The sequence below is a fragment of the Parasaccharibacter sp. TMW 2.1884 genome (assembly GCF_023337695.1).
Lineage (GTDB): Bacteria > Pseudomonadota > Alphaproteobacteria > Acetobacterales > Acetobacteraceae > Bombella > Bombella apis.
This window is the reverse complement of sequence record NZ_QORR01000005.1, coordinates 161,801-184,991: the sequence shown is the minus strand read 5'-3', so window position 1 is coordinate 184,991 and position 23,191 is coordinate 161,801. Positions and strand designations below refer to the sequence as shown.

The following is a 23,191-nucleotide window of genomic DNA, read 5'->3' as shown; positions in this document are numbered from 1 at the left end:
TCCTCCGAACGCCCTGTGAAGGGCGGTTTCATCCCATTCTTTTTCAGGCCCGGGCTGTTCTGGCGGCTTATTCTCATGCGCCATCGCCGCTCTCCATTGGCAGCCAGTCGATTTCTGGCCTGCCATGATGACCGTGCTCCCAGACGAACCATGCGTAGGCGATGGCCCCGCTGAACTTCTTCTGCGGTGCCCCCAGCAGGTGCCCTGGGATGCAGGCCACTCGATCAGGCACAATCCAGACACGGGCGAGAGGGCTGTTTCTCAGCCAGACCGACCGTTTCTTCCCTTCGAGAAACGCCAGCCTCAGGAACAGGCAGACCCGGTCCTGCGTGCAGTCGAGAGCAAGCTGCGCCATCTCCTGCGCCCGGTTGTATGGTGGGTTTGAAATGATGCTGTCTGGCATTCTGCTGGGGATTGTCTCGGTGAAGCATCCCCCCAAAGCCCCAGGCAGGCGTGGCGCAATATCGCAGCCGTCAGCTCCCTCCAGGCCAGCATCCCACATCGCCCGGACAACGTTCCCTTGCCCGCAGCATGGGTCCAGCACAGTCCCGATGAAGGGGCGCTCTACTGCCAGAAGGCGGCGGGTAACGCTCTCCGGCTCGACATACCAGTCGTTCTGCGCCCGCTCGTATCCACTAGAACGCTTCGCCGCAACAGAAGCTCGCTCATTGCGTTCTGGAGCCTCTCTGGTGTCATCTATCGTGCGAACGTCTGTACCGCACTCATCGACCGTCTGTGTGGCTATCAGGGGCATGTTCATCCTGCCGTCGCCCCCCTCTTGCTCCTGAACCGTCCCAGCGTGTCGTCCAACTGTCTCTGGAGCTGGTCGCTCTGCTCGCTGGTGAGCCTAAGCGCCTCCGTGGTGTCATCCTCTGGCGGCGGGGCGTATCCCAGCGTGAAGCGTTTCCCTGCGTCATGGGTCACGATCAACTTGACCTGCGCCGTCTTCTCCCGCCACGTCTGGGCGGCTTCTTCCGCCATCTCCAGAAGATCAGCGGGAGAGGGCATGAACTTGCAGCGTTTCAGGCAGGTTGTGACGAACTCGTCCCGGAACACCCGGCGGGGGACGCCAGCCAGGATCAGGCAGCACGACCGCACACGGATTGCCAGCGTGTCCCCGTCCAGGGGGTTCCTGACACAGGCGTTGAGCGTGTCGAGAAGGTTCTCGATGAAGGTGTGGAGGGCCGGGGCCTCCAGCGGGGCCAGATAGCGGCGCTCCATCGCCTCGGCGGCCTGCCGGGCCTCAACCACAACGGCACGGGGCAGGTAGGGGGCGCATGACGGGTCTGGATGCTCGGATTGAGCCTTGATCGCAACCAGCAGGGCCTCGCTGAACTCGATCTGATGCGCCGTTGAAACGGCGGTATTCTGCTGGGTTGCAGTGATTTCACTGTGCATTGCGGAGGGCCTCCTGTCGGGCACGGATGCGGTCGATCGAGCTGCGCCGGTTCTGCTCGGCTTGGCTCATGGGGCGGGGGAACGGGGTGACGTTCCTGCTGCTCAGAAACCGCTGTTGTTGGCGGTCTGCGCTGCGGCGGCACCACGTGCGGAACGTGGCGTTCCAATCCAATTTCACACCGCCAGCACCCGGCTTGGAGTGCCAGTAGTCCCGGAAATCCTCGGCTTCTCGCTGCGGGTTCAGGTTGCGCTCGTTGGCGTAGTCGATCAGCTCCGGGGATGGATGCCAGTCGTCCGGCAGGCGATGACCTCGCTTGGACGGTGGAGATTTTGTTTTCGAGGGAGCGGCCGGATCGCTTGCGTGCGCCTCTCGAACGGAGTGAGAGAGTATATCCTCTTCCTCTCCTCTTCCTAGGGGAACTTGCGCCGAACTGGTTCCGAACCGGTGGGGAACTGGTTCGGAACTCGGCTTCTTGTTGGGGGAAACTTTATCCTCTTTTTCTGGAGCCCTTCCTCCTTCTTCACCACCAGTTCCCGGGATACTCTCGGTGGCGCAAAACTGCATTATCTCCCCAGGCATAGGGAACTTCCGGCTTGGCTTTTTGGGGGACTGCCACTTGCCGAAATTGCGGATCGCACCGATGATCTGTCCATCAGCTTCATATTGACGGATGACGCCGATCTGAAGCAGCTCAGACAGAACCTCTTCTGCATCGATGTTGTGCATGGGCATCAGGCGCGCCTTGAGCTGGCGTGGCTTCCATGCGAAAGCGCCTCCGTCATCTGCCTCATTCCAGAGCCCGATGATGAGAAGTTGGGCCTGCATCGACATCTCGAGCGTAGCTTCGTCAGTCCAGAACCCTGGATGAATTGATCTTATGCGGGCCATTCTCAGTCCCTCTCAATCTCGGTGATCGTGATAACCGTTTTCTGTTCACACAGACGGCATTTCACAGCGTGGTATTCGGCTGTCAGATGGTCAGGGCTGTCATCCACGACGATACCCAGCCCCCGCTTGTTCCGCTGGCGACCGCCCTTGCCCATGACTGGCGTTGTCAGGCAGTCGATGAGCTGCTTCCCACCGCCTACAAGATTGTCGTAGTCAGGCGTCCCCACGCTGTGCCGTTCGATAACGACATGCGCCTTCTGGAACGGCTCAGGCGGCAGCCCGGCGGCTCCACCGATCTGTTCCAGTATGGTGCCCCGGATAGCTGCCTGCTGGCGCTTTCTGACGCTCCAGTGCGCCCGTAGAGAGCGGTTCAGAAGCGGGTACGGTGCGGGTAGGACGAAACTGATGCTTCTCACCGGAACCTCCCTTTCTCATCACGTCTCCGGCGTGCGAGGGCATCATCCCGCTGGGCACGCAGGCGGCAGTTTTGGGCCAGTAGAGCGTTGCGGTCCTCTGCTAGTTGCCGAGACCGCTTTTGCTCATCCGCTATTCTCTCACCAGCATGATGGAGTTCTCGTTTGAGGTATAATATCTTTGCTCGTAGCTCCCAGCTCATCCCAGTGCCCTCCTGTACGTCTCGAGCAGCGTCTCCTGCTCCTCGACCTCGGCTGGCTCCTGCTTCCGCAGCTTGATCAGCTGCTTGATGGCCTTCACATCGAACCCGGCGGACTTGGCCTCCGTGAACACGTCCCGGATGTCCGCCCCCAGGGCCTTGCGCTCATCTTCCAGACGCTCCACACGCTCGATGATGGAGCGTAGGCGGTCAGCGGCGATCCCGCCCACGTTGCTGGTTGTTTCGTTGTTCATTTTTCTTCCTTCAGGACGTTTGCGAGGTCTGCAATCGTCTCAATCCCGAGGGCCTTGGAGAGAGCTCCCATCAGCTCTACCTGAGACGCCAGAGGGATAGTCTCGTAACGGGCGAGGGCCAGCTTCAGCAGCTGTTTGGTTGGGTGAATGATTACGGGCATCAGAAGGGGACCTCATCATCCAGCGGCTGGCTGCTGCCGCCATACCCGTACCCGGCGGCGTCGCTCATGGAATTGCCGCTCTGGTAGCGCTGGGTATTGTTCTGGCCGGTGGATTGCCCGGGCTGACCGTTGGTCCGGCCCTGCCCATCTCCGAGCAGCACGAGGTTGCCACGAAAGCGGTCGATCACCACCTCGGTTGTGTGCCTTTCCACACCCTGCTGGTCCTTCCATTTGCGGGTGCGTAGTTCTCCCTCGATGTAGACCTTGCTGCCCTTGCGCAGGTAGCGTTCCGCCACATCACCGACACGCTCATTGAAAATGACGACACGGTGCCATTCCGTGCGTTCATGTTTCTCACCCGTGTTGCGGTCGTTCCATGTATCGCTGGTGGCGATAGCCAGATTGACGATCTTGCTACCGGACTGGGTGTTACGAACCTCTGGGTCTCGACCCAGATTGCCTACGAGGATCACCTTGTTAACGCTGCTCATGATGCGCTCCTCTGGGTGGGGGCGGGGGCGTGGAAAAAATCGTTCGCCGTCACGGCCCCGTTGGTGAATTCATGGATGCGGCGCAGCATTTTTGAGGATGGCCTCCTCGTTCCTGCCGTATATCGGTAGATCGTCGCCACAGACTGGACCCCGATTTTCTGAGCCACATCGGCTGGGGTGAGGCTTTCCGCCTCCATATATTCGGATAGTTTCATGGAGGCATTTTGCCTAAATGGCAAAATTAATCAAGAAATTTTGTCTGTCTGGGTAAAGATATTTTTTCCACTTTGGAGAAAATCAGTCATGACAAAAACGAGAAATACCCAGCAACCTCATCCGAATCACCTGCGTTCCTATCTGGTTGCGCTAGGGATGACATACGAAGAAGCGGGGTCCGCTGTCGGATTGCCTCCAACCGGGATATGGCGCCCGGCGAACGGAGAGCGTAAATTACAGCTTGAGGTCGCTATCCGCCTCTGGAAGGCATTCGGGTTCCCTGCCGAAGATGTTGGGCATCTCTACGTGAAGGAGCCGTGCCCCGAATATTTTGCCCTGCACAATGTAGAGTGGAAGGGTCCTCTTCCTAAAGGAGCCTCCGTCAAGCGAATTCCTGGGGTGAAAATACGATTGATCCCAGTAATAGGGGCAGTGCAGGCCGGGGTGTTTTCTGAGGCGTTAGAGGTGCCTGACGATGAGCGTTATTCTGTCAGCTACCCTACGGACGATGGATACCCTGCATCTCTGAACAGATATGCCCTAGAAGTGAAGGGGCAGAGTATGAACCGTGTTTTCCCTGATGGTTCGGTCGTGTGCGTTATTGACTACTCGGAGCTGGGGCGACCTCCTGAGACGGGGGACTTTGCAGTGGTCCGTCGTCGTGATCCGTATGGCCCGGGGGTTGAAGCGACGGTAAAAGCATTGCAGATTCTTGATGACGGTTCGGCCTGTTTATGGCCGCAGAGCACAGACCCTAATTTTCAGCAGCCGATCATACTCAAGGCGCCTGATCTCGAGACGCCAGATAATGCCGGTATTCCTGAAATTCAGATAAAAAGTCTTGTAGTCGGCATGATAAAGACACGGCTGAGAGCCACCTTCTGACAAGGGAAGTTAATAATTTTCTCATGAAAGCCGCCTTCCTTGTGGGCGGCTTTTTCTATGGCAACACGCAAAAGTATAAAAATTGCCAAAAAGGCAAAAAATGCCTTGCTTGTTTTATCCAAATAGGCAAAAGTCTACCTCAGACACCACACAAACACGGAGGTGATGAGGTGGGAAACAACAGGAACGCAGCCCTGTCCCGCATCAAAGCGGCGCATGACGAGCTGGAGATAGTGTCAGAGGGAACAGGCCTGACGATCAGCGAGCGCAACGAGCTGACGCAGGCAATACTGGCCCTCGATAACCTGATCGACAGCCTGACCTACCCATACGAACTCAACGAGCCGATCACAGAAGCGTCGTTCCCGGCGATCGGGCCTTTCAACACGGCGGCACTTTCTGAGGCTCTGGCTGCCCTTTCAGTCCGTGCGGGGAATGAGCCATGAGCATGATCTCCGAGCAGATCGCCCACCAGAACCGCCCCACGGATAACGGGCTTCTGGAACGTGTCGAACGAGACCGTCATCCGTCGTCATTCGCCCTGCTGGCCCTGATAAGCCGTACGGCTGACATTCTGGAAAAGAATGAGACTCTCAATGAGAGGGTGGAGGATGAGGCGTGGATTGCGTTCGAAGCCCTCGACAAGCTGCGGGGCAAGTTGAGCGACATTCTCTACGAAGATGAGGCAGGGATTACTGCTGAGAATAAGCGGCGTGACAAAGTATACGCCTATTACGACATGCGCTATGCCGAAACGGTTGGCAAGTAACGACCGATAATACCAAGTAAAGCTGGGAGTTTTTGAGATGCTGGAAAATGCAAACAGGGAAAGTGCGTCCATTTTCCCGCCGGGGATCATGGAAAGGGCCGAATATCAGAGGATGATGGATGCTCATGTTGCCGACTTGAAAAACCAGATCAAGAGCAGCCTCGCAGAAAGCAGCCGGATGGCAGCTGAGGGGCGTGACCTATACGCCGTTTCCGAAGAGCACAACGCCTGCGTGGCGATGCGCCGCCTGATCGAGATGGGGAGGCTGTGATGAGCGTCGAAATCTATCACGAACTGGAGCAGGGCACGCCTGCGTGGCACGAGGCCAGACGGGGCATCATTACGGCATCAGAGATTGGCCGTCTCATCACCAAGGCGGGGAAAATCGCCGACAGCGAAGTAAGCCGTGGCTTGATTGCAGAGAAAGCCGCCCAGCGCATCACCGGGTATATCGATGAAACGCCGAATACGTTCGCAATGCAGCGGGGCCATGATGACGAGGCCGAGGCACGGGACATCTATTCCGAGCGTGTCGCTCCCGTCACTGAGGTAGGATTTATCACCCGTCAATTCGACGGCGTGAAGCTAGGATATTCCCCAGATGGTCTGGTGGGTGATGATGGCCTGGTTGAGGTCAAGAGCCGCCTACAGAAGTTTCAGATGAGGACACTGGCAGCTGTTGAAATGCCTGATGATTATAAAGCGCAGGTGCAGGCTGGGATGATGATTTCTGGCCGCCCATGGTGCGATTTCATCAGTTTCCCTGCATGTGGCGGGGGCATGATGATGGTTCTGCGTGTCGATGCGGAGCCTGCATATCAGGCGTTGTTGTTAGAGGCGGCTCTGGAAGCAGAAGCGGCAATCTCTGAAACACTTGAGATGTTCAAGGCCGCACAGAACAGCGGGAAAGCTCGCTTTTTCAATACAGAACGCCGTGAGTATGGCGATCCGGCAGAAGTGGAGTTTTTCTGATGGTTGATATTTCTCCAACCCTGATCGGGAAAAGTGAGCGCCTCAATGCAGATGACCTGTCGGAAGAGGGGCGCATCATTACCGTGACTGATGTTCGTCTTACCAATGATAGGGAGCAGCCTCTGGCGATAGGATATGCAGGCGACAACGGACGCCCATACTATCCGTGCGTAACAATGCGCAGGGTTATTGCTCACCTGTGGGGTACCGATGGCTGCATTTATAAAGGGCGGAAGTTGCACCTGTACCGTGATCCGACTGTCACATTTGGCAAGGAGACTGTAGGCGGCATTCGCATCAAGGGGGCATCTCATATCACTGGCGCAGTCAACTGCTCGATGACTGTCGGACGTGGGAAGAAGAAGCGCATCACAATCCAGCCGATTAGGGGCGGAGCTAGCCAGGGCGGGGAAGCCCCGACAGGGGGAAGCATACCTCCCGAAGCTCAGAAATGGGCTGATGGTTTTATCCAGAGAATACGGGCAGCGAAGAGCGGTGATGCGCTTGAGAGGATCACCCAGGAGCAGGATGTCATCAGGGCCAGAAACAGGCTCAGAAATGAGGCCCCGTCTCTGGAAGAAATAGTTTCGGCTGCAATCACGGAGAAACTGGGCTCATTCGACAATGAAGAGGCGTCATCATGGGTTTGATCATTTTCCTGCTCGCTGCCGGGTATCTGACACCCGGCGTCCTCTGGCGGATCAGCCTTTTACGAACGAGCAATGGATACCGCCCCGGCCTGACCAGCACCGTGGTGTGCGTGACGCTCTGGCCGCTGATCGGGGCCGCTGAACTGAATGAATGGGTGAAGGAGAGAATGGCGTGAGAGTAGTAAAATATTTGTGGTTAGTCGCATTTATATCAATCGCTGCGGCTGTTTTTTTAGATAGTGATAACATAAAGACGGGGCTGATACATGTATTAGTAGTTACCGGCATGTTTTCCACAATAACAATAATGTGTGTTCCGCTTTGTTTAGGGATTAAAAGAGATTTAGATAGGGGGGAATTATAATGACTTGGTTTAAACTTGAGCCGTGTCCTTATTGCGGCTGCCCCAGAAGCAGAACAGTTTTACCAGAAACAATTTTTCCAGAAGATGAGGGATGAGAACCATGACTGACACAATCAGAACTCTGACGGCGCAGATAGTCACGGCGTATGTGAGCAGTCACGATGTTACTGCCGAAACTCTGCCGGACCTTGTCCGTTCGGTGCATGGTGCCCTTGCAGGGGCCGGTGTCGCCGTGGAGGCAGAGCCCGAAAAACCGGTACCGGCCGTACCGCCCCGCAAGTCGGTTTTCCCGGATTACATCATCTGCCTGGAAGACGGTAAAAAGCTGAAGCTGCTGCGCCGTCACCTCAAGACAGCCTACAACATGACACCGCAGGAATATCGGGAGCGGTGGGGGCTGCCAGACAGCTACCCGATGACGTGCCCGGCGTATGCGGAGAGGCGGTCTGCGATTGCCCGGGAGAATAAGCTGGGGAAAAACAAGACAGGGGAGAAGGGATGAGCGGACTAGGTAACTACCTTAAGCCGGAAGAAGTCCAAGCAAGGCTAGGTATAAGCCGTGGGACTTTGGAAAGCCTCATAGAGACCGAGGGATTCCCTAAGCCTATTAGGTTTTCTGCCAGAACTAATCGTTTCCGTGAGGCTGACGTTATTCAGTGGATCGAGAATAACGAAAACGGCGAGGTCCAGAAATTAGATCAGGCAGGCTGACAGCCTCTTCCAGAAGGAGATCAGACCAAGCCTGGCTGATCTCCTTTTTTGTTTCGGCATGTTGCGCCCTGTTATAGGCAGCCTCGATACTGCCACGTGTTTCATGCGCCAGCATCTGGTCAATTATGGCACGGTGCTGGGGGTAACGCTCGTTCATCAAAGATGAAAACGACGCTCTAAACCCATGGGGAACATGCTGCCCTGAAAACTCGCTTCTCTTGATGCGGCTTGACAGCGTCATGTCGGACAGCGGCCTGTCCTTCCCTGAATCCCCTTCGAACACCAGAACAGAGCGGCCTGTGAATGGACGCACCGTCTCTATGATTTCGACGGCCTGCCGGGAGAGGGGAATAATGTGGTCCCGACTCATCTTCATTCTGGCAGCTGGGATTCGCCATAAACCCGCCTCTAGGTCTAGTTCATCCCACCTCATCCCCCGAACCTCGACGGAGCGGGCGGCGGTGATCGCCAGCATCCTGAAGCATAACTTCACCACCGGACGCCCCGGATACGCTTCCACGCAGTTGAACATCTGGCGCAGCTGGTCGATTTCCAGAATGGCAGGATGGTGGGATTTCCGGGTGACGGGGCGCAACACGGAGGCGATCTTGGCGGCCGGGTCGTCATCCGTGAGGCCGCTGGCAATTCCGTAACAGAAAACGGCGCTGAGATATTGACGGATCCTCTGGGCCATATTGGAGGGCTGCCCATTCTCGATATTCCGGCACAGCTGGAGGACCATGGGACCGGTGATTTCTGCGAGGGGCAGAGCGCCAAATTGAGGCAGGACGTGTTTTTTGAGGCGGCTTTCTATTGTCTGCGCATGTCTGGCGGACCATCTGCCCCTATTGTGGTCTAGCCAATCGGCGGCGACCTTCTGGAGGGTGGAGTCCTGCGATGCCGCCTGTGCCTGTATTTTTTTACGATTCAAGGATGGGTCGGTGCCAGAAGCGAGAAGGGTCTTGGCCTCGTCACGGCCTTCACGGGCGGCTTGCAAGGAAACGTCTGGGTAGCGCCCCAGGGTCAGCATCTTTTCCTTCTTCTGGAAGAAGTAGCGCAACCGCCAAAGCTTGGAGCCCTTGGGAGAAACCTGTATATAAAGGCCTTCACCATCAGCGGCTCGGTACTCCCGATCCCGTGGTTTCAGGTTCCGCAATTTTGTATCGGTCAGTTGATTGCGGGCCATCTACCCAGCCTCCTAAAATCTACCCAGAAAACTACCCTGACAGCTAATAGCTGCTATTGTGCGTTATTGTCACTAGATGGCACGAAAACACGCCATAAACGGCAGTTCTCTGCGGTTTATTGGCGCTTATTGCCGCTTGTTGTGGGTGATGTTGGTGTCCGCGGGGGGATTCGAACCCTCGACCCCAGGATTCATGCCACTTCGGCTTTCGCCGCCGGAACCCGTACTAGGGCCGTTCGTGGTCTGGACTGTCTCTTCACCACAGGCTTATGCCTGCCATGGTGTCGCCCGTACAGTCTCTACACCTTCCTGCCCGTATGGGCAGGCTTGGCTCGGGATTGGCCTGGCCTGATGAGGGCGTTAGCGTTCCCCGAATTTGAGCGAATTCACCGGGCGGTTTGCCATCCCGGTGCCCAATTATCTTAGGAATCCTGTGCTCTATCCTGCTGAGCTACGCGGACACGCAACGCTTAGCTAGCGCTTTTTTTACGGTTTCGCAAGCCTGTCATCGTACCATGTCCCTTGGCCTGTGAGGGTGAACACGATATGAAGGACCTGTTCTGACAGTTGATGCTTCCACCCCTGCCATGCTGGAAGCCTTGTTCAAGACCGGCCCTGGCACGGCCTTTGCAGGTTTGCCCATGTTCCTTTCATCATCCCGCCCAGTATCCCGTTCTTCCATTCTCCGGTGCAGCCTGCGCCGCCCCATGGTACTGTCGCTGCTGGCGGTGATGGCTGTCGGGGGGCTGGCGGGCTGTGGTGGCAAGCCAAGGGATCCGTCCTCGCTGACGCTGCCCCGCAACCATCTGCTGGGTGTGGACCGTGGCGCACAGGGTGGTGATGACCAGCTCCGTGGTGGGGTGAATGCCTATCTCTGGCGGGGGGCGATCGATACGCTTTCTTTCATGCCCATGGCCTCTGCCGATGCCCAGGGGGGTGTCATCCTGACAGACTGGTACCAGCCCCCGGGGACGCAGGATGAGCGTTTCAAGATTGCGGCCTATGTGCTGGACCGTCGCCTGCGGTCGGATGCCATCCGGCTGAGCGTCTTCCGCCAGACACGCATCAATGGGGGAGAGTGGCAGGATACCCCGGCTGCTCCCAATACGGCGGCGGATATCACGGCCCGTATTCTGGAGAGGGCCCGGCAGCTGCGTGCCGAAAACGGCGGTGGGAAATAACATAATCCGATGAGTGACATGACAGCCAGCAACGTTTCTGACTCCTCCAGTTTCGACTTCCACGCCCGTGAGCCTCACTGGCAGGCCCGGTGGGCGGAGGCCGACATCTTCCATGTGCCGGACGTGCCCCCGGCCGACAGACCGAAATATTACGTGCTGGAGATGTTCCCCTATCCGTCTGGGCAGCTGCATGTCGGGCATGTGCGCAATTACACGCTGGGCGATGTGGTGGCCCGGTACAAGCGTGCCCGTGGCTATGCCGTGCTGCACCCCATGGGCTGGGATGCTTTCGGCCTGCCGGCAGAAAATGCCGCACGGGAGCGGGGCGTTCATCCGGGCAAATGGACCCTCCAGAACATCGCCACCATGCGGGGGACGCTTCAGCGGCTCGGTTTCTCGCTGGACTGGAAGCGTGAGATTGCGACCTGTCTGCCAGACTATTACGGCCAGCAGCAGAAGCTGTTCCTCGACATGCTGGCTGCCGGGCTGGTGGAACGACGTGATTCGTCTGTCAACTGGGACCCGGTGGACCAGACCGTGCTGGCCAACGAGCAGGTGGTTGATGGCCGTGGCTGGCGGTCCGGTGCGCTGGTGGAGAAGAAGACGCTCTCCCAGTGGTTCCTCAAGATCACTGATTTTGCCGAGCCTCTGCTGGAGGGGCTGAAGGAGCTGGACAAGTGGCCGGAGCGTGTCCGCACCATGCAGGAGCGCTGGATTGGCCGTTCCGAGGGGGCCCGGGTCCGTTTCAGCCTGCATAACCCGCCGCAGGGTTATGACGTGGATGAGGATTCCATCGAGGTCTTCACCACACGGCCTGACACGCTGTTCGGTCTGAGCTTCATCGGTATTGCTGCGGATCACCCGCTGGCCCGCAGGATTGCGGCGGACAACCCGGAAGCGCAGGGCTTCATTGAAGAATGTCAGCGTGTTGGCACGTCTGAAGAAGCCCTGAGCACGATGGAGAAGCGTGGTTTCGATACCGGGCTGCGTGTGGTGAATCCGCTGAACCCGGAACAGACGGCTCCGGTCTGGATCGCCAATTTCGTGCTGACGGAATATGGCACGGGTGCAGTGTTCGGTTGCCCCTGTGGCGACCAGCGTGATCTGGACTTTGCCCGTAAATATGGACTGGACGTTCCTTCCGTCCTGCTGCCTGCAGGGGAAGAGGAAGCCAGCTTCAGCGTCGGCAAGAAGGCCGTTACGGGTGAGGCCACGCTCTACAATTCCGGCTTCCTGAGCGGGAAGAGTACGAAAGAGGCCATCCGGGCTGCCATCGAGCGGGTGGAAGAGTTGGGCGTTGGCCGTGGCGTGACCAACTGGCGCCTGCGGGACTGGGGCATTTCCCGTCAGCGGTATTGGGGCTGCCCGATTCCCATCATTTATTGCGAGTCCTGCGGTGCTGTCCCTGTGCCGGAAGATCAGTTGCCGGTGACGCTGCCGGAGGATGTCACGTTTGACAGGCCGGGCAATCCGCTCGACCACCATCCGACATGGAAGCACGTCTCCTGCCCGAAATGCGGTGCAGCTGCACGGCGTGAGACCGATACCTGCGACACGTTCGTGGACAGCTCATGGTATTTCGCCCGTTTCACGGCACCAAAGGCCGCAACGCCAACTGATCGCAAGGCGGCTGATGGCTGGTTGGCCGTGGACCAGTATATCGGCGGTATCGAGCACGCCATCCTCCATCTGCTTTATGCCCGGTTCTTCACCCGGGCGATGAAGAAGACGGGACATCTGGATGTCAGCGAGCCATTTGCCGGGCTGTTCACGCAGGGCATGGTCACGCATGAGAGCTACCGGGATGGTACCCAGTGGCTGTACCCGGATGAGGTCGAGCAGCGTGGGGATCAGGTGGTCCGCAAGGACAACGGCAATCCCGTGACGGTCGGACGTTCGGAGAAGATGTCCAAGTCCAAGCGCAACACGGTGTCTCCGGTGGAGATCATTGAACGTTACGGTGCCGACACGGCCCGCTGGTTTGTCCTGTCCGACAGCCCGCCGGAGCGTGACATGGAATGGACAGCAGCTGGTGTGGCAGCGTCCGGGCGCTTCATGCAGCGTCTCTACCGGCAGGTTCAGACCGTTGCGGCAAGGGATGGAGCGGATGCCGCCCACGGGGCTGCCGGGGAGGAGCTGCGGCAGGTGACGCACCGCACCATTGCCGCCGTGACGGAGGCTCTGGAAGGGTTCACGCCGAATGTGGCCGTGGCCCGTCTGCATGAGCTGTCCTCTGCGCTGGGTGAGGCTGAGGGCCGGGATGGTGAGGGCCTGCCTGCCGCCCGCCGTGAGGCCGCCCATGTTCTGGCCATGCTGGTTTCTCCCATGATGCCGCATCTGGCCGAGGAGCTGATGCTGCTGCTGGAGCCGGAAGGCCCGATGGTGGTGGAGCGGAGCTGGCCGGAAGCGGATGAGAGCCTGCTGGCGGTGAAGAAGGTGACCATTGCCGTGCAGGTGCTGGGCAAGCTGCGTGGTACGATCACCTGCGCCCCTGATGAGGCGAAGGAGACTGTGCTGGCACAGGCCAGGGCCGAGCCGAATGTGGCGAAAGCGCTGGAAGGCAGACGGGTCGTCAAGGAGATCCATGTGCCGAACCGGATCGTCAATTTTGTGGTAGCGGGCTGAGCGGGAGAGGCTGGATGAACGGAAACTCCCGGATGAAGAAAGTGGCTCGCCGGGGCCTTGGCATCCTGCTGGCCGGGGTCGGGCTTGCCAGTCTGGGAGCGTGTGGTTTCCAGCCACTTTATGGCAGGCAGGCTGGGCAGAAGGATGCTGCCGTCAATGCCCAGCTGAAGGATGTTTATGTAGCGAACATTCCGACCCGTTTCGGGCAGGAGCTGCGCCTTGGCCTGCAAAAGGAAATGGCGGGGGATGGGCCGGAACGGCCGGAGGGGTACATCCTGCGTGTGAATGCCACGGCTTCTCTGGAGTCGATCGATATCCATCAGGACAATACCTCGGGTCGTACCCGTGGTGTTGGCTGGGCTGACTGGCGGCTTTATCGTGTCGGGGATACCAGCAAGGTGCTGGCACGGGGCTATGCCCGCACTCTGGACGGCTTCAACATGAATATTGAGCAGTATTTTGCCCAGACGCTCAATAACGAAACGCTTTACAAGCGGATCGGGGAAAGCTTGGCGCATGACATCACCATGCAGGTGGCTGTCTGGTTCCGGGCGCATCAGTCTCTGGGAGAGGAGAAGTCCATCCGTCCGGGGCGTGATCCCTATCTGGACCGTCTGCCCGGCACGCAGCGGACGGACATGCGCTATATTGGTGTTGATGGCTTCCCAGCCAATGCAACGGGGCGCAGCAGCAACAACGCCTCCACATGGACGGGTGAGGACAGCCGGAATCTGGAGGACGAAGAGGATAACGGTCTGTGAAGATCAAGACGCAGGCTGCCAGGCAGACTCTGAAGGAGGCTGGCAGCTGGCGTGTGATTCTTCTCCACGGAGATGATGGCGGGTTGATTCGTGAGCGGGCGAGGGAGGCTGTCCAGACCATACTGGATGATCTGGATGACCCGTTTCGTCTGGCCCGGCTGGAAGCGGAAGAGCAGGACAGGCTGGAGGAGGAGGCTCTGGCCCTGTCCCTGACAGGGGGGCGGCGTGCTGTCTGGTTGCGTGGTGTGCAGGATGGCGCTCTTGGCCAGCTGAAATCCCTTCTGGAGCATCAGAGCGATACATTGGTCGTTCTGGAAGGGCCGGGATTGGGAAGTCGCTCCAAGCTGCGGCAGTTTGCAGAAAAACACAGGCAGGTGGCGTCCATCGGGTGTTATCCGGAGGAAGGGCGCAACCTTGCCCGGACGGTGAGCGATATTCTGGCGGAAGATGATATCCGGCTGGATCGTGATGGCATGGCGTGGCTGCTCGGTCATCTGGGGCATGATCGGACGCTGGTCCGTAGTGAAGTGGAAAAACTGCGTCTTTACGGTGAGCCGGGTAGCACCCTGACCGTTGATGACGTCCAGGCCTGCGTGGGGGATTCGGGGCAGGCGTCCCTTGATGATGCGGTGTATGCGGCCCTGGCGGGGAACCGGCTGGAGGCTGACCGGGCGTTTGAGCGGGCCATGGGGGATGGGGCCAGCCCTGTTGCTTTTGCCCGTGTGACACTGTCCGTGCTGGAGCGCTTCCAGCGGGCGTTTTTTCTGGTGCAGGAGGGACAGTCCCGGCAGGAGGCCATGGCTGCCCTGAAGCCACCTGTCTTTTTTCGTCACAAGGATGCTTTTCTGGCGGGCATGAGGCGCTGGTCTCAGGTTGCTCTCTCCCAGGCAGCGGAGGCAACGCAGGAGCTGGAGCTGGCCTGCAAGCAGAGCGGGGCCCCGGATGATCTGTTCTGTCGCCGTCACCTTGTCAGGCTGTGTCATCCCCGTTCTTTTGATCGGGAATAAAATAAATTAATTCACATAATAGGTTATACCTTTCACTGTGCCACTGTGACTGGTTTCACTGACTGTTCCCATCTGCTTTTTTTAGAAAAAACATGAGGTTCCTGCCATTCTTCTGTTGGTGAGGGAGGGTGTGTGTCCGATCTTTAAATTAAACTTTATTATATAATGATAATTATTATCACCTAGAACGACTTCTGAATAATGTTGTTTTTCTGGTGGTATATATGAGTCGTTTCATCCGTAGTGGTCTCAGGCCGTTATCTGCAGTTCTGACAATGGGGGGTGTTGTAGGGAGTGCCCATGCAGAGCCGGGAGCGGCAAACAGGGTTGCCCAGGATGTAACGTCTCCTGCAGATGGAACAGATGATTCCAGAGGAATTCAGGCCAAGGGGGTCGAGCAGATTCATGTCATCGGCCACCCGTTCAACACGATGCATGCCAGCAACGACATGGGCCGGATGCCGCAGGATGTCATGCACACGGCCCAGACGATCGATGTCGTTCCCCGGGAGCTCATCAAGCAGCAGAATGCAAAATCGCTCGAGGAAGCCCTGAAGAATGTTCCCGGTATCACCTCTTCCGTGGGGGAAGGGGCTGGAGGAATGAGTGGCGACCAGTTCCTCATCCGTGGCTTCCCGGCGCAAAATGACATTTATGAAGATGGTTTGCGGGATTTTGGGGTTTATACCCGTGACAGTTTCTTTCAGGATTCCGTCAATGTCATCAAGGGGCCGTCCTCCGAGGTGTTCGGTAACGGAACGACAGGTGGGGCCATCAATATCATCACCAAAACCCCGACCCTGAAGGATCATTACGGAGCCGATTTCAGTGGTGGGTCGGGGAATTTCTACCGTGGCACGGTGGATGTGAACAAACGCATCGGGGATACCTCGGCCTTCCGTCTGGAGGGTATGGGGAATTCCAATGATGTGGTGGGGCGTGATTACGCCTATTCCCACCGCTGGGGTATTGCGCCGTCCATCGCTTTTGGCATCGGCACGAAAACGACGGTTGTGTTGCAGGTGATGCACCAGACCTCCCGCAACGTGCCGGATTATGGCGTGCCGGTCGTCAAGGGCCATCCCATCACGGAGCAGTCGTCTCTCGGTGTGCGCCGGGGCAACTGGTACGGCAAGACGCAGGACCATGACAACAGCGATGACACGATGGAGACATTGCGGCTGAAGCATGTCTTCAACCGTCATTTCACGTTCCACAATGACCTGCGCTTCGGTGAATACAGCCGGGACTTTGCGGCCTCTACGCCGCAATGTGCCAATGCGTCCTGCTCCGAGATGCAGATATACAATCCGGGGTACAAGAAGGTCGATCCGGCTGCCGGTGTGGGCCTCAATGGCGGGCCGATGCCGTACAAGCAGTCCAGCTGGTCCTTTCAGGACGTGGCCTCCCTGCAGGCGGACTTCAATACGGGATTCCTGCGCCATCAGGTCGTGACGGGATTCGACATGGAATATGTGCAGGATTCCCGCCGCCAGTATGCGTATGATGCCGTGGGTGCCCACCGGGCCATTCCGTGGCAGAACACCTACCATCCGCAGCGTGACGCTTATGGTTATGCGACCTGCCGGGCGGATTCCGGAAACTGCTGGAAGAACACCAATTACAGTCTGGGGCGGCCGGATTCCCGTGGCTATGGATTCGATACGGGTCTTTTCCTGTATGACCAGATCTGGTTCACCAAGTGGCTGTCCGCCAAGGGTGGGCTGCGCTGGGACCGCTGGCAGACCATGTACAGGACATGGGGAGCGGACGGGCAGGAGAGTGCGGCGGCCCGTGGCCCGTTGGGCAAGGCGCCGTCTGCGGCACTGGATTATCATGACACGAAGGGCGTCATCAATCCGACGGCCAGCCTGCTGATCACGCCCAACAGCTGGCAGACCTTCTACTTCACCTATGCAAGCTCCACGACGCCGATGGGCATGTATGTGACCAACGGTGCCCTGCCGATCCGCCCCGTGAACGGGCAGGTGGCCACCCAGCCTGAACGCTCCCAGCTCTATGAGGTGGGGTCCAAGATGAGCCTGCTGCATGACCGTCTCGGGGCCACGATCTCGCTCTTCCGGCTGGACAAGAGCAATGCCCTGACGACGGACCCGGTCGCCGGGCAGGTACTGGCCACGGGTGTGAAGGAACGCAACCAGGGGCTGGAACTGTCCCTGGGAGGCATGATCCTGCCGGGCTGGAACGTGACGGCCACATATGCCCTGTATGACCCGCGGGTGATGTCCGGTCCCAATCATGGCCGGAACATCCAGTACGTGCCGCACAATCAGGCGACGCTGTGGTCTGCTTATGAAGCCTTTCCCGGCAAGCTCTGGAACTTCACCATCGGTGGGGGGCTGACATGGCGGCAGGGCGTGTATCTGAACCTTGCCAACACGGCGAAGGTGCCCGCCAACGTGGAGTTCGATTCCTACATCTCGCACCGCATCAACCGGCACTGGGTCGTGTCGTTGAATGCCTACAACCTGTCCAACCGTCTCAACTACAACTCACTCTTCACGAACCGGGTAACACCGGCTCCGGGGCGGGCCTTCCTTGGGCGGTTGAGCATGGATTACTGATCTACCCTTCAGACACGGATCATCTGCTGGATTCTGTGCCTTTCCCGTTTGGGAAGGCGCAGTTTTTTTTATGGGAGATCGCAATGGTTAATATTTAATTGTTTAAATATTAACAAAAATCATGAGAGGGACTGTGTCTGTCTTACAGATAATAAACAAAAGATTAAAATAAATGTGTTTTCTACGACACATTTATCAAATTTCTGCAAAGGACAACAATTTCTTAAAGTTAAAATTAAGAATTAGTCGCATTTATGAGCGGCTATCCCGCTGGGGATGTGCGTGACCCTTTCAGGACAAAGGTTGTTTCCATGAGTCGTTTTATCCATCAATGTCTAAAACCGGTCTCAGCGGTGCTGACTTTAGGGAGCATGGCAGGGGGGGCTTTGGCTGCTTCTGCCTCCCATCAGGAAGAAAGCACGCCTACAGGGCAGGAAACGACGACACCAGCGCCTTCTGTCAATGATGCCCAGACGCAGGGCGTGCAGGCGACGCAGGTGGAGCGCATCCATGTCATCGGTCATCCGTTCAATACGATGCATGCAGGCAATGACATGGGGCGTCTGCCGCAGGATGTCATGCACACGCCGCAGACCATTGATGTCGTTCCCCGGGAACTGATCAAGCAGCAGAACGTGAAGTCTCTGGATGAGGCCCTGCGCAACGTCCCCGGCATCACGGCTTCCGTCGGGGAAGGGGCTGGCGGCCTGAATGGGGACCAGTTTCTCATCCGTGGGTTCCCGGCACAGAATGACATCTACGAAGATGGCCTGCGGGACTTCGGTGTCTACGCTCGTGACAGCTTCAATTATGATTCCGTCAATGTCATCAAGGGGCCGTCTTCACAGGTTTTCGGTAACGGAACGACTGGCGGTGCCATCAATGTCGTGACGAAGACGCCGATGGCCAATGACCATTACAACGTGGATTTCAGTGGCGGGTCAGCGGATTATTTCCGTGGCACGGTGGATGTGAACAAGACCATCAATAACAGGACGGCCTTCCGTCTGGAAGGCATGGGAGCGTCCAACAATGTGGTGGGTCGGGACCATGTCTGGGATCATCGCTGGGGCATTGCGCCTTCCGTGGCCTTCGGGCTGGGGACGAAGACGACCGTTGTTCTTCAGGTGATGCACCAGACAGATAACAGCGTGCCAGATTTCGGGATGCCGGTCATCAAGACAAAGTGGTCGGCTTATGGGCGGCCTTTGTCTGAATATGGCGTGCCGCGGCACAATTTCTTTGGCAAGCAGCAGGACCATAATCACACCGACGACACGATGGAAACATTGCGGCTGAAGCATGTTTTCAATCGGCATTTCACCTTCCACAATGATCTGCGCTTCGGTGAATACAGCCGTAATTTTGAAGCTTCGAAGGTCGTGTGCCGGGCTGGCTGTATTGATGCGATCAATGGCGGTGATTTTGGCAAGGGGCTGGTCAATCGCACGACGCCGGGCAACAGTGTGCCGCTGCCCTACAAGCAGAACAGCTGGTCCTTCCAGGACGTTGCGTCCCTGCAGGCAGACTTCAAGACATGGTCTCTCCGGCATCAGGTCGTGACAGGGTTTGACATGGAATATGTCCATGATTCCCGTCATCAGGACGTCTATGCCGGGACCATTCCTGCGGCCAATCTGCTCTATCCCAATCCGCATGAGGTAACGGATGCACAGGCCCGTCGTGTGCCGGGAGGGGAGAATCCGAAGAGCATGCCGTACATTGCCGGGCTGGGCAGAAAGCCGGACAATCATGGTTATGGGTTTGATACGGGCATCTTCCTGTATGACCAGATCTGGCTGACAAACTGGGCATCCATCAAGGGCGGGTTCCGTTGGGACCGCTGGCAGAGTGGGTACACCGTAACAGGTGGGCCAGAGACGACCCTGAATGAGAAAAACCGCCCCGTCCCGAATGAGGACAAGCGTTTCCCGCAGACGAAGAATACCTTCAACCCGACGGCCAGCCTCGTGCTGACACCGACCAGCTGGCAGACGATCTATTTCACCTATGCCAGCTCCACCACACCAACGGGCATGTATGTGACCAGCGGGGCCGTGCCGGTCCGGCCGGGCAAGAATGGAGGAACGGTGGATAACCGGCCACAGCATGCCCGCCTGTATGAGGTCGGCAGCAAGTTCAGCCTGCTGCATGACCGCTTGGGGGCCACCATCTCGCTCTTCCGTCTGGACAAGGACAATGCCCTGACGACAGACCCGGTCTCCAACTCCACCATCAACACGGGGGCCCAGCAGCGCAACCAAGGCATGGAACTCTCCCTCGGGGGGATGATCCTGACGGGTTGGAACATCACAGCCACTTATGCGCTGTATGATCCGAAAACATCTTCCAACAATGGCGGGCCTATGCATAATCAGATCCAGTACGTGCCGCATAATCAGGCGACTCTCTGGTCCGCTTATGAGGCCTTCCCCAACCTGCCATGGAACTTCACGATCGGTGGGGGGCTGACATGGCGGCAGGGTGTGTATCTGGATAACAACAATACCTCCAAGGTGCCCGCCAACGTGGATTTTGACACCGTTATTTCCCATCATTTCGGGCGGCACTGGCAGGTTTCTCTCAACGGATACAATCTGGCCAACCGGCTGAACTACAACACGCTCTTCAGTGGCTATTCTACCCCTGCACCGGGGCGGACATTCCTTGGCCGTCTGACCATGGATTACTGAGCTGTTTTTTCAGGCCGGACATACTGTCCGGCCTGAAGGTATGGCTCCGCATTGGGGCTGGGCAACGGGCTCCTGTTTTTGTGTTCGGTTTATCCTGTCAGTTCTAAGAAATAATCGGGAATACCTGTTCACAACATGGGAGTGGAGGTAGCAACATGCTGAAAAACAGCAGGAAACAGCCATTATGGTAATGGTGTGTCATATTGTGGCAATTAAGACACAATCTTATCTGTAAACGATTTGGTATGATTTTTATGGTTTGAAACTGAGAATAATTATCATCTATGGAAGGTGTCTCTCCTTGGTGGAGGTCGTATTACCCTGATGTGGAGCACCTTTGTATGAGTCGTTTTATCCATCAATGCCTCAAGCCGGCTTCGGCTGTCCTGACACTGGGTGGTGTCGCTGGGGGGGCCTATGCTGCTGACACAACAGCCCTGCATCAGGATGGCGTTGCCACATCAGATGGAACACATGCGGAACAGACAACAGCCGGAACATCTGCATCCCGGGCGGCACAGGATGGTGTGCAGGCAACGCAGGTGGAGCGTATCCATGTCATCGGTCATCCGTTCAACACGATGCATGCAGGCAACGACATGGGGCGTATGCCGCAGGATGTCATGCACACGCCGCAGACCATTGATGTCGTTCCCCGGGAACTGATCAAGCAGCAGAATGCGAAGTCTCTGGATGAGGCCCTGCGCAACGTCCCCGGCATCACGGCTTCCGTCGGGGAAGGGGCCGGTGGTCTCAACGGGGACCAGTTTCTCATCCGTGGGTTCCCGGCACAGAATGACATCTACGAAGATGGCCTGCGGGACTTCGGCGTCTATTCCCGTGACAGCTTCAACTATGATTCCGTCAATGTCATCAAGGGGCCGTCCTCACAGGTTTTCGGTAACGGAACGACCGGTGGTGCCATCAATGTCGTGACGAAGACGCCGACGGTCAACGACCATTACAACGTGGATTTCAGTGGCGGGTCAGCGGATTATTTCCGTGGCACGGTGGATGTGAACAAGCGGATCAACGACACCATGGCCTTCCGTCTGGAAGGGCTGGGGGCGTCCAACAATGTGGTCGGGCGGGACCATGTCTGGGATCATCGCTGGGGCATTGCGCCATCCGTGGCCTTCGGCCTGGGGACGAAGACGACCGTCGTGCTTCAGGTGATGCATGAGACGGATAACAGCATCCCGGATTACGGGATGCCGGTCGTCAAGGCCCGTGGGTCCGCCTATGGGCGGCCGATCTCGGAATATGGCGTGCCCCGGCAGAACTGGTACGGCAAGCAGCAGGACCATAATCATACCGATGACACGATGGAGACGCTGCGCCTGAAGCACATCTTCAACGATCATCTGACATTCCACAATGATCTGCGCTTCGGTGAGTACAGCCGTGACTTTGAGGCCTCTAAGGTGCAGTGCGGCACGAAGTGCGTCAATGCGCTGAACAGTGGCAATTACGGTGCCGGTGTGATCACCCGCAACACCAACGGGAGCGTGCCGCTGCCCTACAAGCAGAACAGCTGGTCCTTCCAGGACGTCGCCTCCTTGCAGGCCGACTTTAAGACAGGGTTCCTGCGGCATCAGGTCGTGACAGGGTTTGACATGGAATATGTCCATGATTCCCGTCATCAGGACACCTATGAGGGTGCTTCCCTCACTAAGGCGGTGCCGACCGCCAACATGCTGTATCCAGACCCGCACAATGTGCCGGATGCCATGGTGCGCCGTGTCTCCGCACAGGCCAATTCCATGCCCAATATTGCCGGTATCGGCAAGAAGCCGAACAGCCGCGGGTATGGGTTCGACACGGGCATTTTCCTGTATGACCAGATCTGGCTGACAAACTGGGCATCCATCAAGGGCGGGTTCCGCTGGGACCGCTGGCAGAGCAACTACTGGACGTCCGGCCTGTCCGAACTGCCGAACAACCCGGACAGGAGCTTCCCGCAGACGACAAATACCTTCAACCCGACGGCCAGCCTTGTGCTGACACCGACGAAGTGGCAGACGGTCTATTTCACCTATGCCAGCTCCACCACGCCGACGGGCATGTATGTGACCAGCGGGGCCATACCGGTCCGTCCGGGATCAAAGGGAACCGTGGATACACGCCCGCAGCGTGCCCGCCTGTATGAGGTCGGCAGCAAGTTCAGTCTGCTGCATGACCGACTGGGGGCCACCATCTCGCTCTTCCGTCTGGACAAGAGCAATGCCCTGACGACGGACCCGGTCTCCAACTCCACTATCAACACGGGGGCCCAGCAGCGCAACCAGGGCATGGAACTCTCCCTTGGTGGCATGATCCTGCCGGGCTGGAACATCACGGCCACTTACGCCCTGTATGACCCGAAGACATCCTCCAATGGTGGCGGGCGGATGCATAACCAGATCCAGTACGTGCCGCACAATCAGGCGACCCTCTGGTCCGCCTATGAGGCCTTCCCCGGTACGCCGTGGAACTTCACCATCGGTGGTGGTCTGACATGGCGTCAGAAAGTGTATCTGGATAATGACAACACCTCCAAGGTGCCTGCCAATGTGGATTTTGACACCGTCATTTCCCATCATTTCGGGCGGCACTGGCAGGTCTCTCTCAACGGGTACAATCTGGCCAATCGGCTGAACTACAACAGTCTCTTCAGCGGCTATGCCACGCCCGCACCGGGGCGGACATTCCTTGGCCGTCTGACCATGGATTACTGAGTGTCGGGGCCGGCCATGCCTTCTGCATGTCCGGTCTTGAAACCGGTGGATGATGGTGTGAAG

At 57.7% G+C, this 23,191-nt stretch carries 25 protein-coding genes; 16 read left to right on the top strand and 9 right to left on the bottom strand.

Annotated features, from left to right (window positions below):
• Positions 1 to 73 precede the first annotated feature (73 nt).
• The 8 genes from DTI93_RS08690 to DTI93_RS08655 all read right to left on the bottom strand — a co-directional run bounded on the left by DTI93_RS08690 (position 74) and on the right by DTI93_RS08655 (position 4,021).
• Positions 74 to 754, bottom strand: coding sequence for a hypothetical protein (locus DTI93_RS08690; RefSeq protein ID WP_249080428.1), 681 nt, complete (start codon positions 752 to 754; stop codon positions 74 to 76).
• 2 nt (positions 755 to 756) lie between these two features.
• Positions 757 to 1,398: a hypothetical protein gene (locus tag DTI93_RS08685; RefSeq protein WP_249080426.1), complete on the bottom strand. Its 642-nt coding sequence runs from the start codon at positions 1,396 to 1,398 to the stop codon at positions 757 to 759.
• Entirely contained in the window at positions 1,388 to 2,230 is an 843-nt protein-coding gene (locus DTI93_RS08680) for a DnaT-like ssDNA-binding domain-containing protein (protein WP_249080425.1), read from the bottom strand. Before DTI93_RS08680 ends, DTI93_RS08685 begins: the two co-directional genes overlap by 11 nt.
• A 59-nt stretch (positions 2,231 to 2,289) precedes the next feature.
• A complete protein-coding gene (locus DTI93_RS08675; protein ID WP_249080423.1) occupies positions 2,290 to 2,703 on the bottom strand; it encodes a hypothetical protein in 414 nt (137 codons plus the stop codon).
• 196 nt (positions 2,704 to 2,899) lie between these two features.
• The gene (locus DTI93_RS08670; RefSeq protein ID WP_249080421.1) at positions 2,900 to 3,154 is read right to left on the bottom strand and encodes a DUF2312 domain-containing protein; all 255 of its coding nucleotides are present in this window, start codon (positions 3,152 to 3,154) and stop codon (positions 2,900 to 2,902) included.
• The gene (locus DTI93_RS08665; protein ID WP_249080411.1) at positions 3,151 to 3,315 is read right to left on the bottom strand and encodes a hypothetical protein; all 165 of its coding nucleotides are present in this window, start codon (positions 3,313 to 3,315) and stop codon (positions 3,151 to 3,153) included. Before DTI93_RS08665 ends, DTI93_RS08670 begins: the two co-directional genes overlap by 4 nt.
• Positions 3,315 to 3,809 carry a single-stranded DNA-binding protein gene (gene ssb / locus DTI93_RS08660; RefSeq protein ID WP_349292523.1) on the bottom strand — a complete coding sequence of 165 codons (495 nt, stop codon included), beginning with the start codon at positions 3,807 to 3,809 and terminating at the stop codon, positions 3,315 to 3,317. Before ssb ends, DTI93_RS08665 begins: the two co-directional genes overlap by 1 nt.
• A complete protein-coding gene (locus DTI93_RS08655; RefSeq protein ID WP_249080392.1) occupies positions 3,803 to 4,021 on the bottom strand; it encodes a helix-turn-helix transcriptional regulator in 219 nt (72 codons plus the stop codon). Before DTI93_RS08655 ends, ssb begins: the two co-directional genes overlap by 7 nt.
• Here DTI93_RS08655 and DTI93_RS08650 point away from each other — a divergent pair.
• From DTI93_RS08650 to DTI93_RS09555, 9 genes are all read left to right on the top strand, one after another.
• Positions 4,020 to 4,907 (top strand): S24 family peptidase, encoded by an 888-nt coding sequence (locus DTI93_RS08650; protein WP_249080390.1) that lies wholly within the window; start codon positions 4,020 to 4,022, stop codon positions 4,905 to 4,907. The two genes, DTI93_RS08655 and DTI93_RS08650, sit on opposite strands and share 2 nt — an antisense overlap.
• Positions 4,908 to 5,077: 170 nt before the next feature.
• A complete protein-coding gene (locus DTI93_RS08645; protein WP_249080383.1) occupies positions 5,078 to 5,353 on the top strand; it encodes a hypothetical protein in 276 nt (91 codons plus the stop codon).
• Positions 5,350 to 5,676: a hypothetical protein gene (locus DTI93_RS08640; protein WP_249080381.1), complete on the top strand. Its 327-nt coding sequence runs from the start codon at positions 5,350 to 5,352 to the stop codon at positions 5,674 to 5,676. The genes DTI93_RS08645 and DTI93_RS08640 overlap by 4 nt, the downstream gene beginning before the upstream one ends.
• Positions 5,677 to 5,713: 37 nt before the next feature.
• Positions 5,714 to 5,947 (top strand): hypothetical protein, encoded by a 234-nt coding sequence (locus tag DTI93_RS08635; RefSeq protein ID WP_249080379.1) that lies wholly within the window; start codon positions 5,714 to 5,716, stop codon positions 5,945 to 5,947.
• Complete coding sequence (locus DTI93_RS08630) at positions 5,947 to 6,648, top strand: lambda exonuclease family protein (protein WP_249080377.1); 702 nt, start codon at positions 5,947 to 5,949, stop codon at positions 6,646 to 6,648. The genes DTI93_RS08635 and DTI93_RS08630 overlap by 1 nt, the downstream gene beginning before the upstream one ends.
• Positions 6,648 to 7,298 carry a hypothetical protein gene (locus DTI93_RS08625; RefSeq protein ID WP_249080374.1) on the top strand — a complete coding sequence of 217 codons (651 nt, stop codon included), beginning with the start codon at positions 6,648 to 6,650 and terminating at the stop codon, positions 7,296 to 7,298. Before DTI93_RS08630 ends, DTI93_RS08625 begins: the two co-directional genes overlap by 1 nt.
• Positions 7,289 to 7,474 (top strand): hypothetical protein, encoded by a 186-nt coding sequence (locus DTI93_RS08620; RefSeq protein ID WP_249080372.1) that lies wholly within the window; start codon positions 7,289 to 7,291, stop codon positions 7,472 to 7,474. The genes DTI93_RS08625 and DTI93_RS08620 overlap by 10 nt, the downstream gene beginning before the upstream one ends.
• Positions 7,475 to 7,753: 279 nt before the next feature.
• Positions 7,754 to 8,164 carry a MucR family transcriptional regulator gene (locus DTI93_RS08615; RefSeq protein ID WP_249080371.1) on the top strand — a complete coding sequence of 137 codons (411 nt, stop codon included), beginning with the start codon at positions 7,754 to 7,756 and terminating at the stop codon, positions 8,162 to 8,164.
• Entirely contained in the window at positions 8,161 to 8,373 is a 213-nt protein-coding gene (locus tag DTI93_RS09555; protein WP_408902110.1) for a helix-turn-helix transcriptional regulator, read from the top strand. Before DTI93_RS08615 ends, DTI93_RS09555 begins: the two co-directional genes overlap by 4 nt.
• Here DTI93_RS09555 and DTI93_RS08610 read toward each other — a convergent pair.
• Positions 8,312 to 9,559, bottom strand: coding sequence for an integrase arm-type DNA-binding domain-containing protein (locus DTI93_RS08610; RefSeq protein WP_249080369.1), 1,248 nt, complete (start codon positions 9,557 to 9,559; stop codon positions 8,312 to 8,314). The genes DTI93_RS09555 and DTI93_RS08610 overlap by 62 nt on opposite strands.
• Positions 9,560 to 10,200: 641 nt before the next feature.
• On the opposite strand from DTI93_RS08610, the gene DTI93_RS08605 reads away from it, so the two are divergent.
• The 7 genes from DTI93_RS08605 to DTI93_RS08575 all read left to right on the top strand — a co-directional run bounded on the left by DTI93_RS08605 (position 10,201) and on the right by DTI93_RS08575 (position 23,128).
• On the top strand, positions 10,201 to 10,740 hold the full coding sequence (locus DTI93_RS08605; protein ID WP_043558583.1) for a DUF3576 domain-containing protein: 540 nt from the start codon (positions 10,201 to 10,203) through the stop codon (positions 10,738 to 10,740).
• 9 nt (positions 10,741 to 10,749) lie between these two features.
• Entirely contained in the window at positions 10,750 to 13,365 is a 2,616-nt protein-coding gene (gene leuS / locus DTI93_RS08600) for a leucine--tRNA ligase (RefSeq protein WP_043558300.1), read from the top strand.
• A gap of 14 nt (positions 13,366 to 13,379) precedes the next feature.
• Positions 13,380 to 14,126, top strand: a complete 747-nt coding sequence (locus tag DTI93_RS08595; RefSeq protein ID WP_227431506.1) for a hypothetical protein — start codon at positions 13,380 to 13,382, stop codon at positions 14,124 to 14,126.
• Positions 14,123 to 15,133: a DNA polymerase III subunit delta gene (holA, locus tag DTI93_RS08590; protein ID WP_249080368.1), complete on the top strand. Its 1,011-nt coding sequence runs from the start codon at positions 14,123 to 14,125 to the stop codon at positions 15,131 to 15,133. The genes DTI93_RS08595 and holA overlap by 4 nt, the downstream gene beginning before the upstream one ends.
• A gap of 224 nt (positions 15,134 to 15,357) precedes the next feature.
• Entirely contained in the window at positions 15,358 to 17,718 is a 2,361-nt protein-coding gene (locus tag DTI93_RS08585) for a TonB-dependent siderophore receptor (RefSeq protein WP_081562685.1), read from the top strand.
• 311 nt (positions 17,719 to 18,029) lie between these two features.
• Positions 18,030 to 20,411, top strand: a complete 2,382-nt coding sequence (locus tag DTI93_RS08580) for a TonB-dependent siderophore receptor (protein ID WP_081563396.1) — start codon at positions 18,030 to 18,032, stop codon at positions 20,409 to 20,411.
• Between the two features lie 341 nt (positions 20,412 to 20,752).
• Entirely contained in the window at positions 20,753 to 23,128 is a 2,376-nt protein-coding gene (locus DTI93_RS08575) for a TonB-dependent siderophore receptor (protein ID WP_249080358.1), read from the top strand.
• The last annotated feature ends 63 nt before the right edge of the window (positions 23,129 to 23,191 follow it).

Bases quoted from the DNA above. Each gene is read 5' to 3' on its own strand.
- DTI93_RS08635 (WP_249080379.1), top strand. From the start codon at position 5,714: ATGCTGGAAAATGCAAACAGGGAAAGTGCGTCCATTTTCCCGCCGGGG.
- DTI93_RS08670 (WP_249080421.1), bottom strand. From the start codon at position 3,154: ATGAACAACGAAACAACCAGCAACGTGGGCGGGATCGCCGCTGACCGC.
- DTI93_RS09555 (WP_408902110.1), top strand. From the start codon at position 8,161: ATGAGCGGACTAGGTAACTACCTTAAGCCGGAAGAAGTCCAAGCAAGG.
- DTI93_RS08690 (WP_249080428.1), bottom strand. From the start codon at position 754: ATGCCCCTGATAGCCACACAGACGGTCGATGAGTGCGGTACAGACGTT.
- DTI93_RS08595 (WP_227431506.1), top strand. From the start codon at position 13,380: ATGAACGGAAACTCCCGGATGAAGAAAGTGGCTCGCCGGGGCCTTGGC.
- DTI93_RS08685 (WP_249080426.1), bottom strand. From the start codon at position 1,398: ATGCACAGTGAAATCACTGCAACCCAGCAGAATACCGCCGTTTCAACG.
- DTI93_RS08605 (WP_043558583.1), top strand. From the start codon at position 10,201: ATGTTCCTTTCATCATCCCGCCCAGTATCCCGTTCTTCCATTCTCCGG.
- DTI93_RS08625 (WP_249080374.1), top strand. From the start codon at position 6,648: ATGGTTGATATTTCTCCAACCCTGATCGGGAAAAGTGAGCGCCTCAAT.
- leuS (WP_043558300.1), top strand. From the start codon at position 10,750: ATGAGTGACATGACAGCCAGCAACGTTTCTGACTCCTCCAGTTTCGAC.
- DTI93_RS08585 (WP_081562685.1), top strand. From the start codon at position 15,358: ATGAGTCGTTTCATCCGTAGTGGTCTCAGGCCGTTATCTGCAGTTCTG.
- DTI93_RS08615 (WP_249080371.1), top strand. From the start codon at position 7,754: ATGAGAACCATGACTGACACAATCAGAACTCTGACGGCGCAGATAGTC.
- DTI93_RS08650 (WP_249080390.1), top strand. From the start codon at position 4,020: ATGGAGGCATTTTGCCTAAATGGCAAAATTAATCAAGAAATTTTGTCT.
- DTI93_RS08580 (WP_081563396.1), top strand. From the start codon at position 18,030: ATGAGTCGTTTTATCCATCAATGTCTAAAACCGGTCTCAGCGGTGCTG.
- DTI93_RS08680 (WP_249080425.1), bottom strand. From the start codon at position 2,230: ATGTCGATGCAGGCCCAACTTCTCATCATCGGGCTCTGGAATGAGGCA.
- DTI93_RS08640 (WP_249080381.1), top strand. From the start codon at position 5,350: ATGAGCATGATCTCCGAGCAGATCGCCCACCAGAACCGCCCCACGGAT.
- DTI93_RS08665 (WP_249080411.1), bottom strand. From the start codon at position 3,315: ATGCCCGTAATCATTCACCCAACCAAACAGCTGCTGAAGCTGGCCCTC.
- DTI93_RS08610 (WP_249080369.1), bottom strand. From the start codon at position 9,559: ATGGCCCGCAATCAACTGACCGATACAAAATTGCGGAACCTGAAACCA.
- DTI93_RS08620 (WP_249080372.1), top strand. From the start codon at position 7,289: ATGGGTTTGATCATTTTCCTGCTCGCTGCCGGGTATCTGACACCCGGC.
- DTI93_RS08655 (WP_249080392.1), bottom strand. From the start codon at position 4,021: ATGAAACTATCCGAATATATGGAGGCGGAAAGCCTCACCCCAGCCGAT.
- DTI93_RS08575 (WP_249080358.1), top strand. From the start codon at position 20,753: ATGAGTCGTTTTATCCATCAATGCCTCAAGCCGGCTTCGGCTGTCCTG.
- DTI93_RS08630 (WP_249080377.1), top strand. From the start codon at position 5,947: ATGAGCGTCGAAATCTATCACGAACTGGAGCAGGGCACGCCTGCGTGG.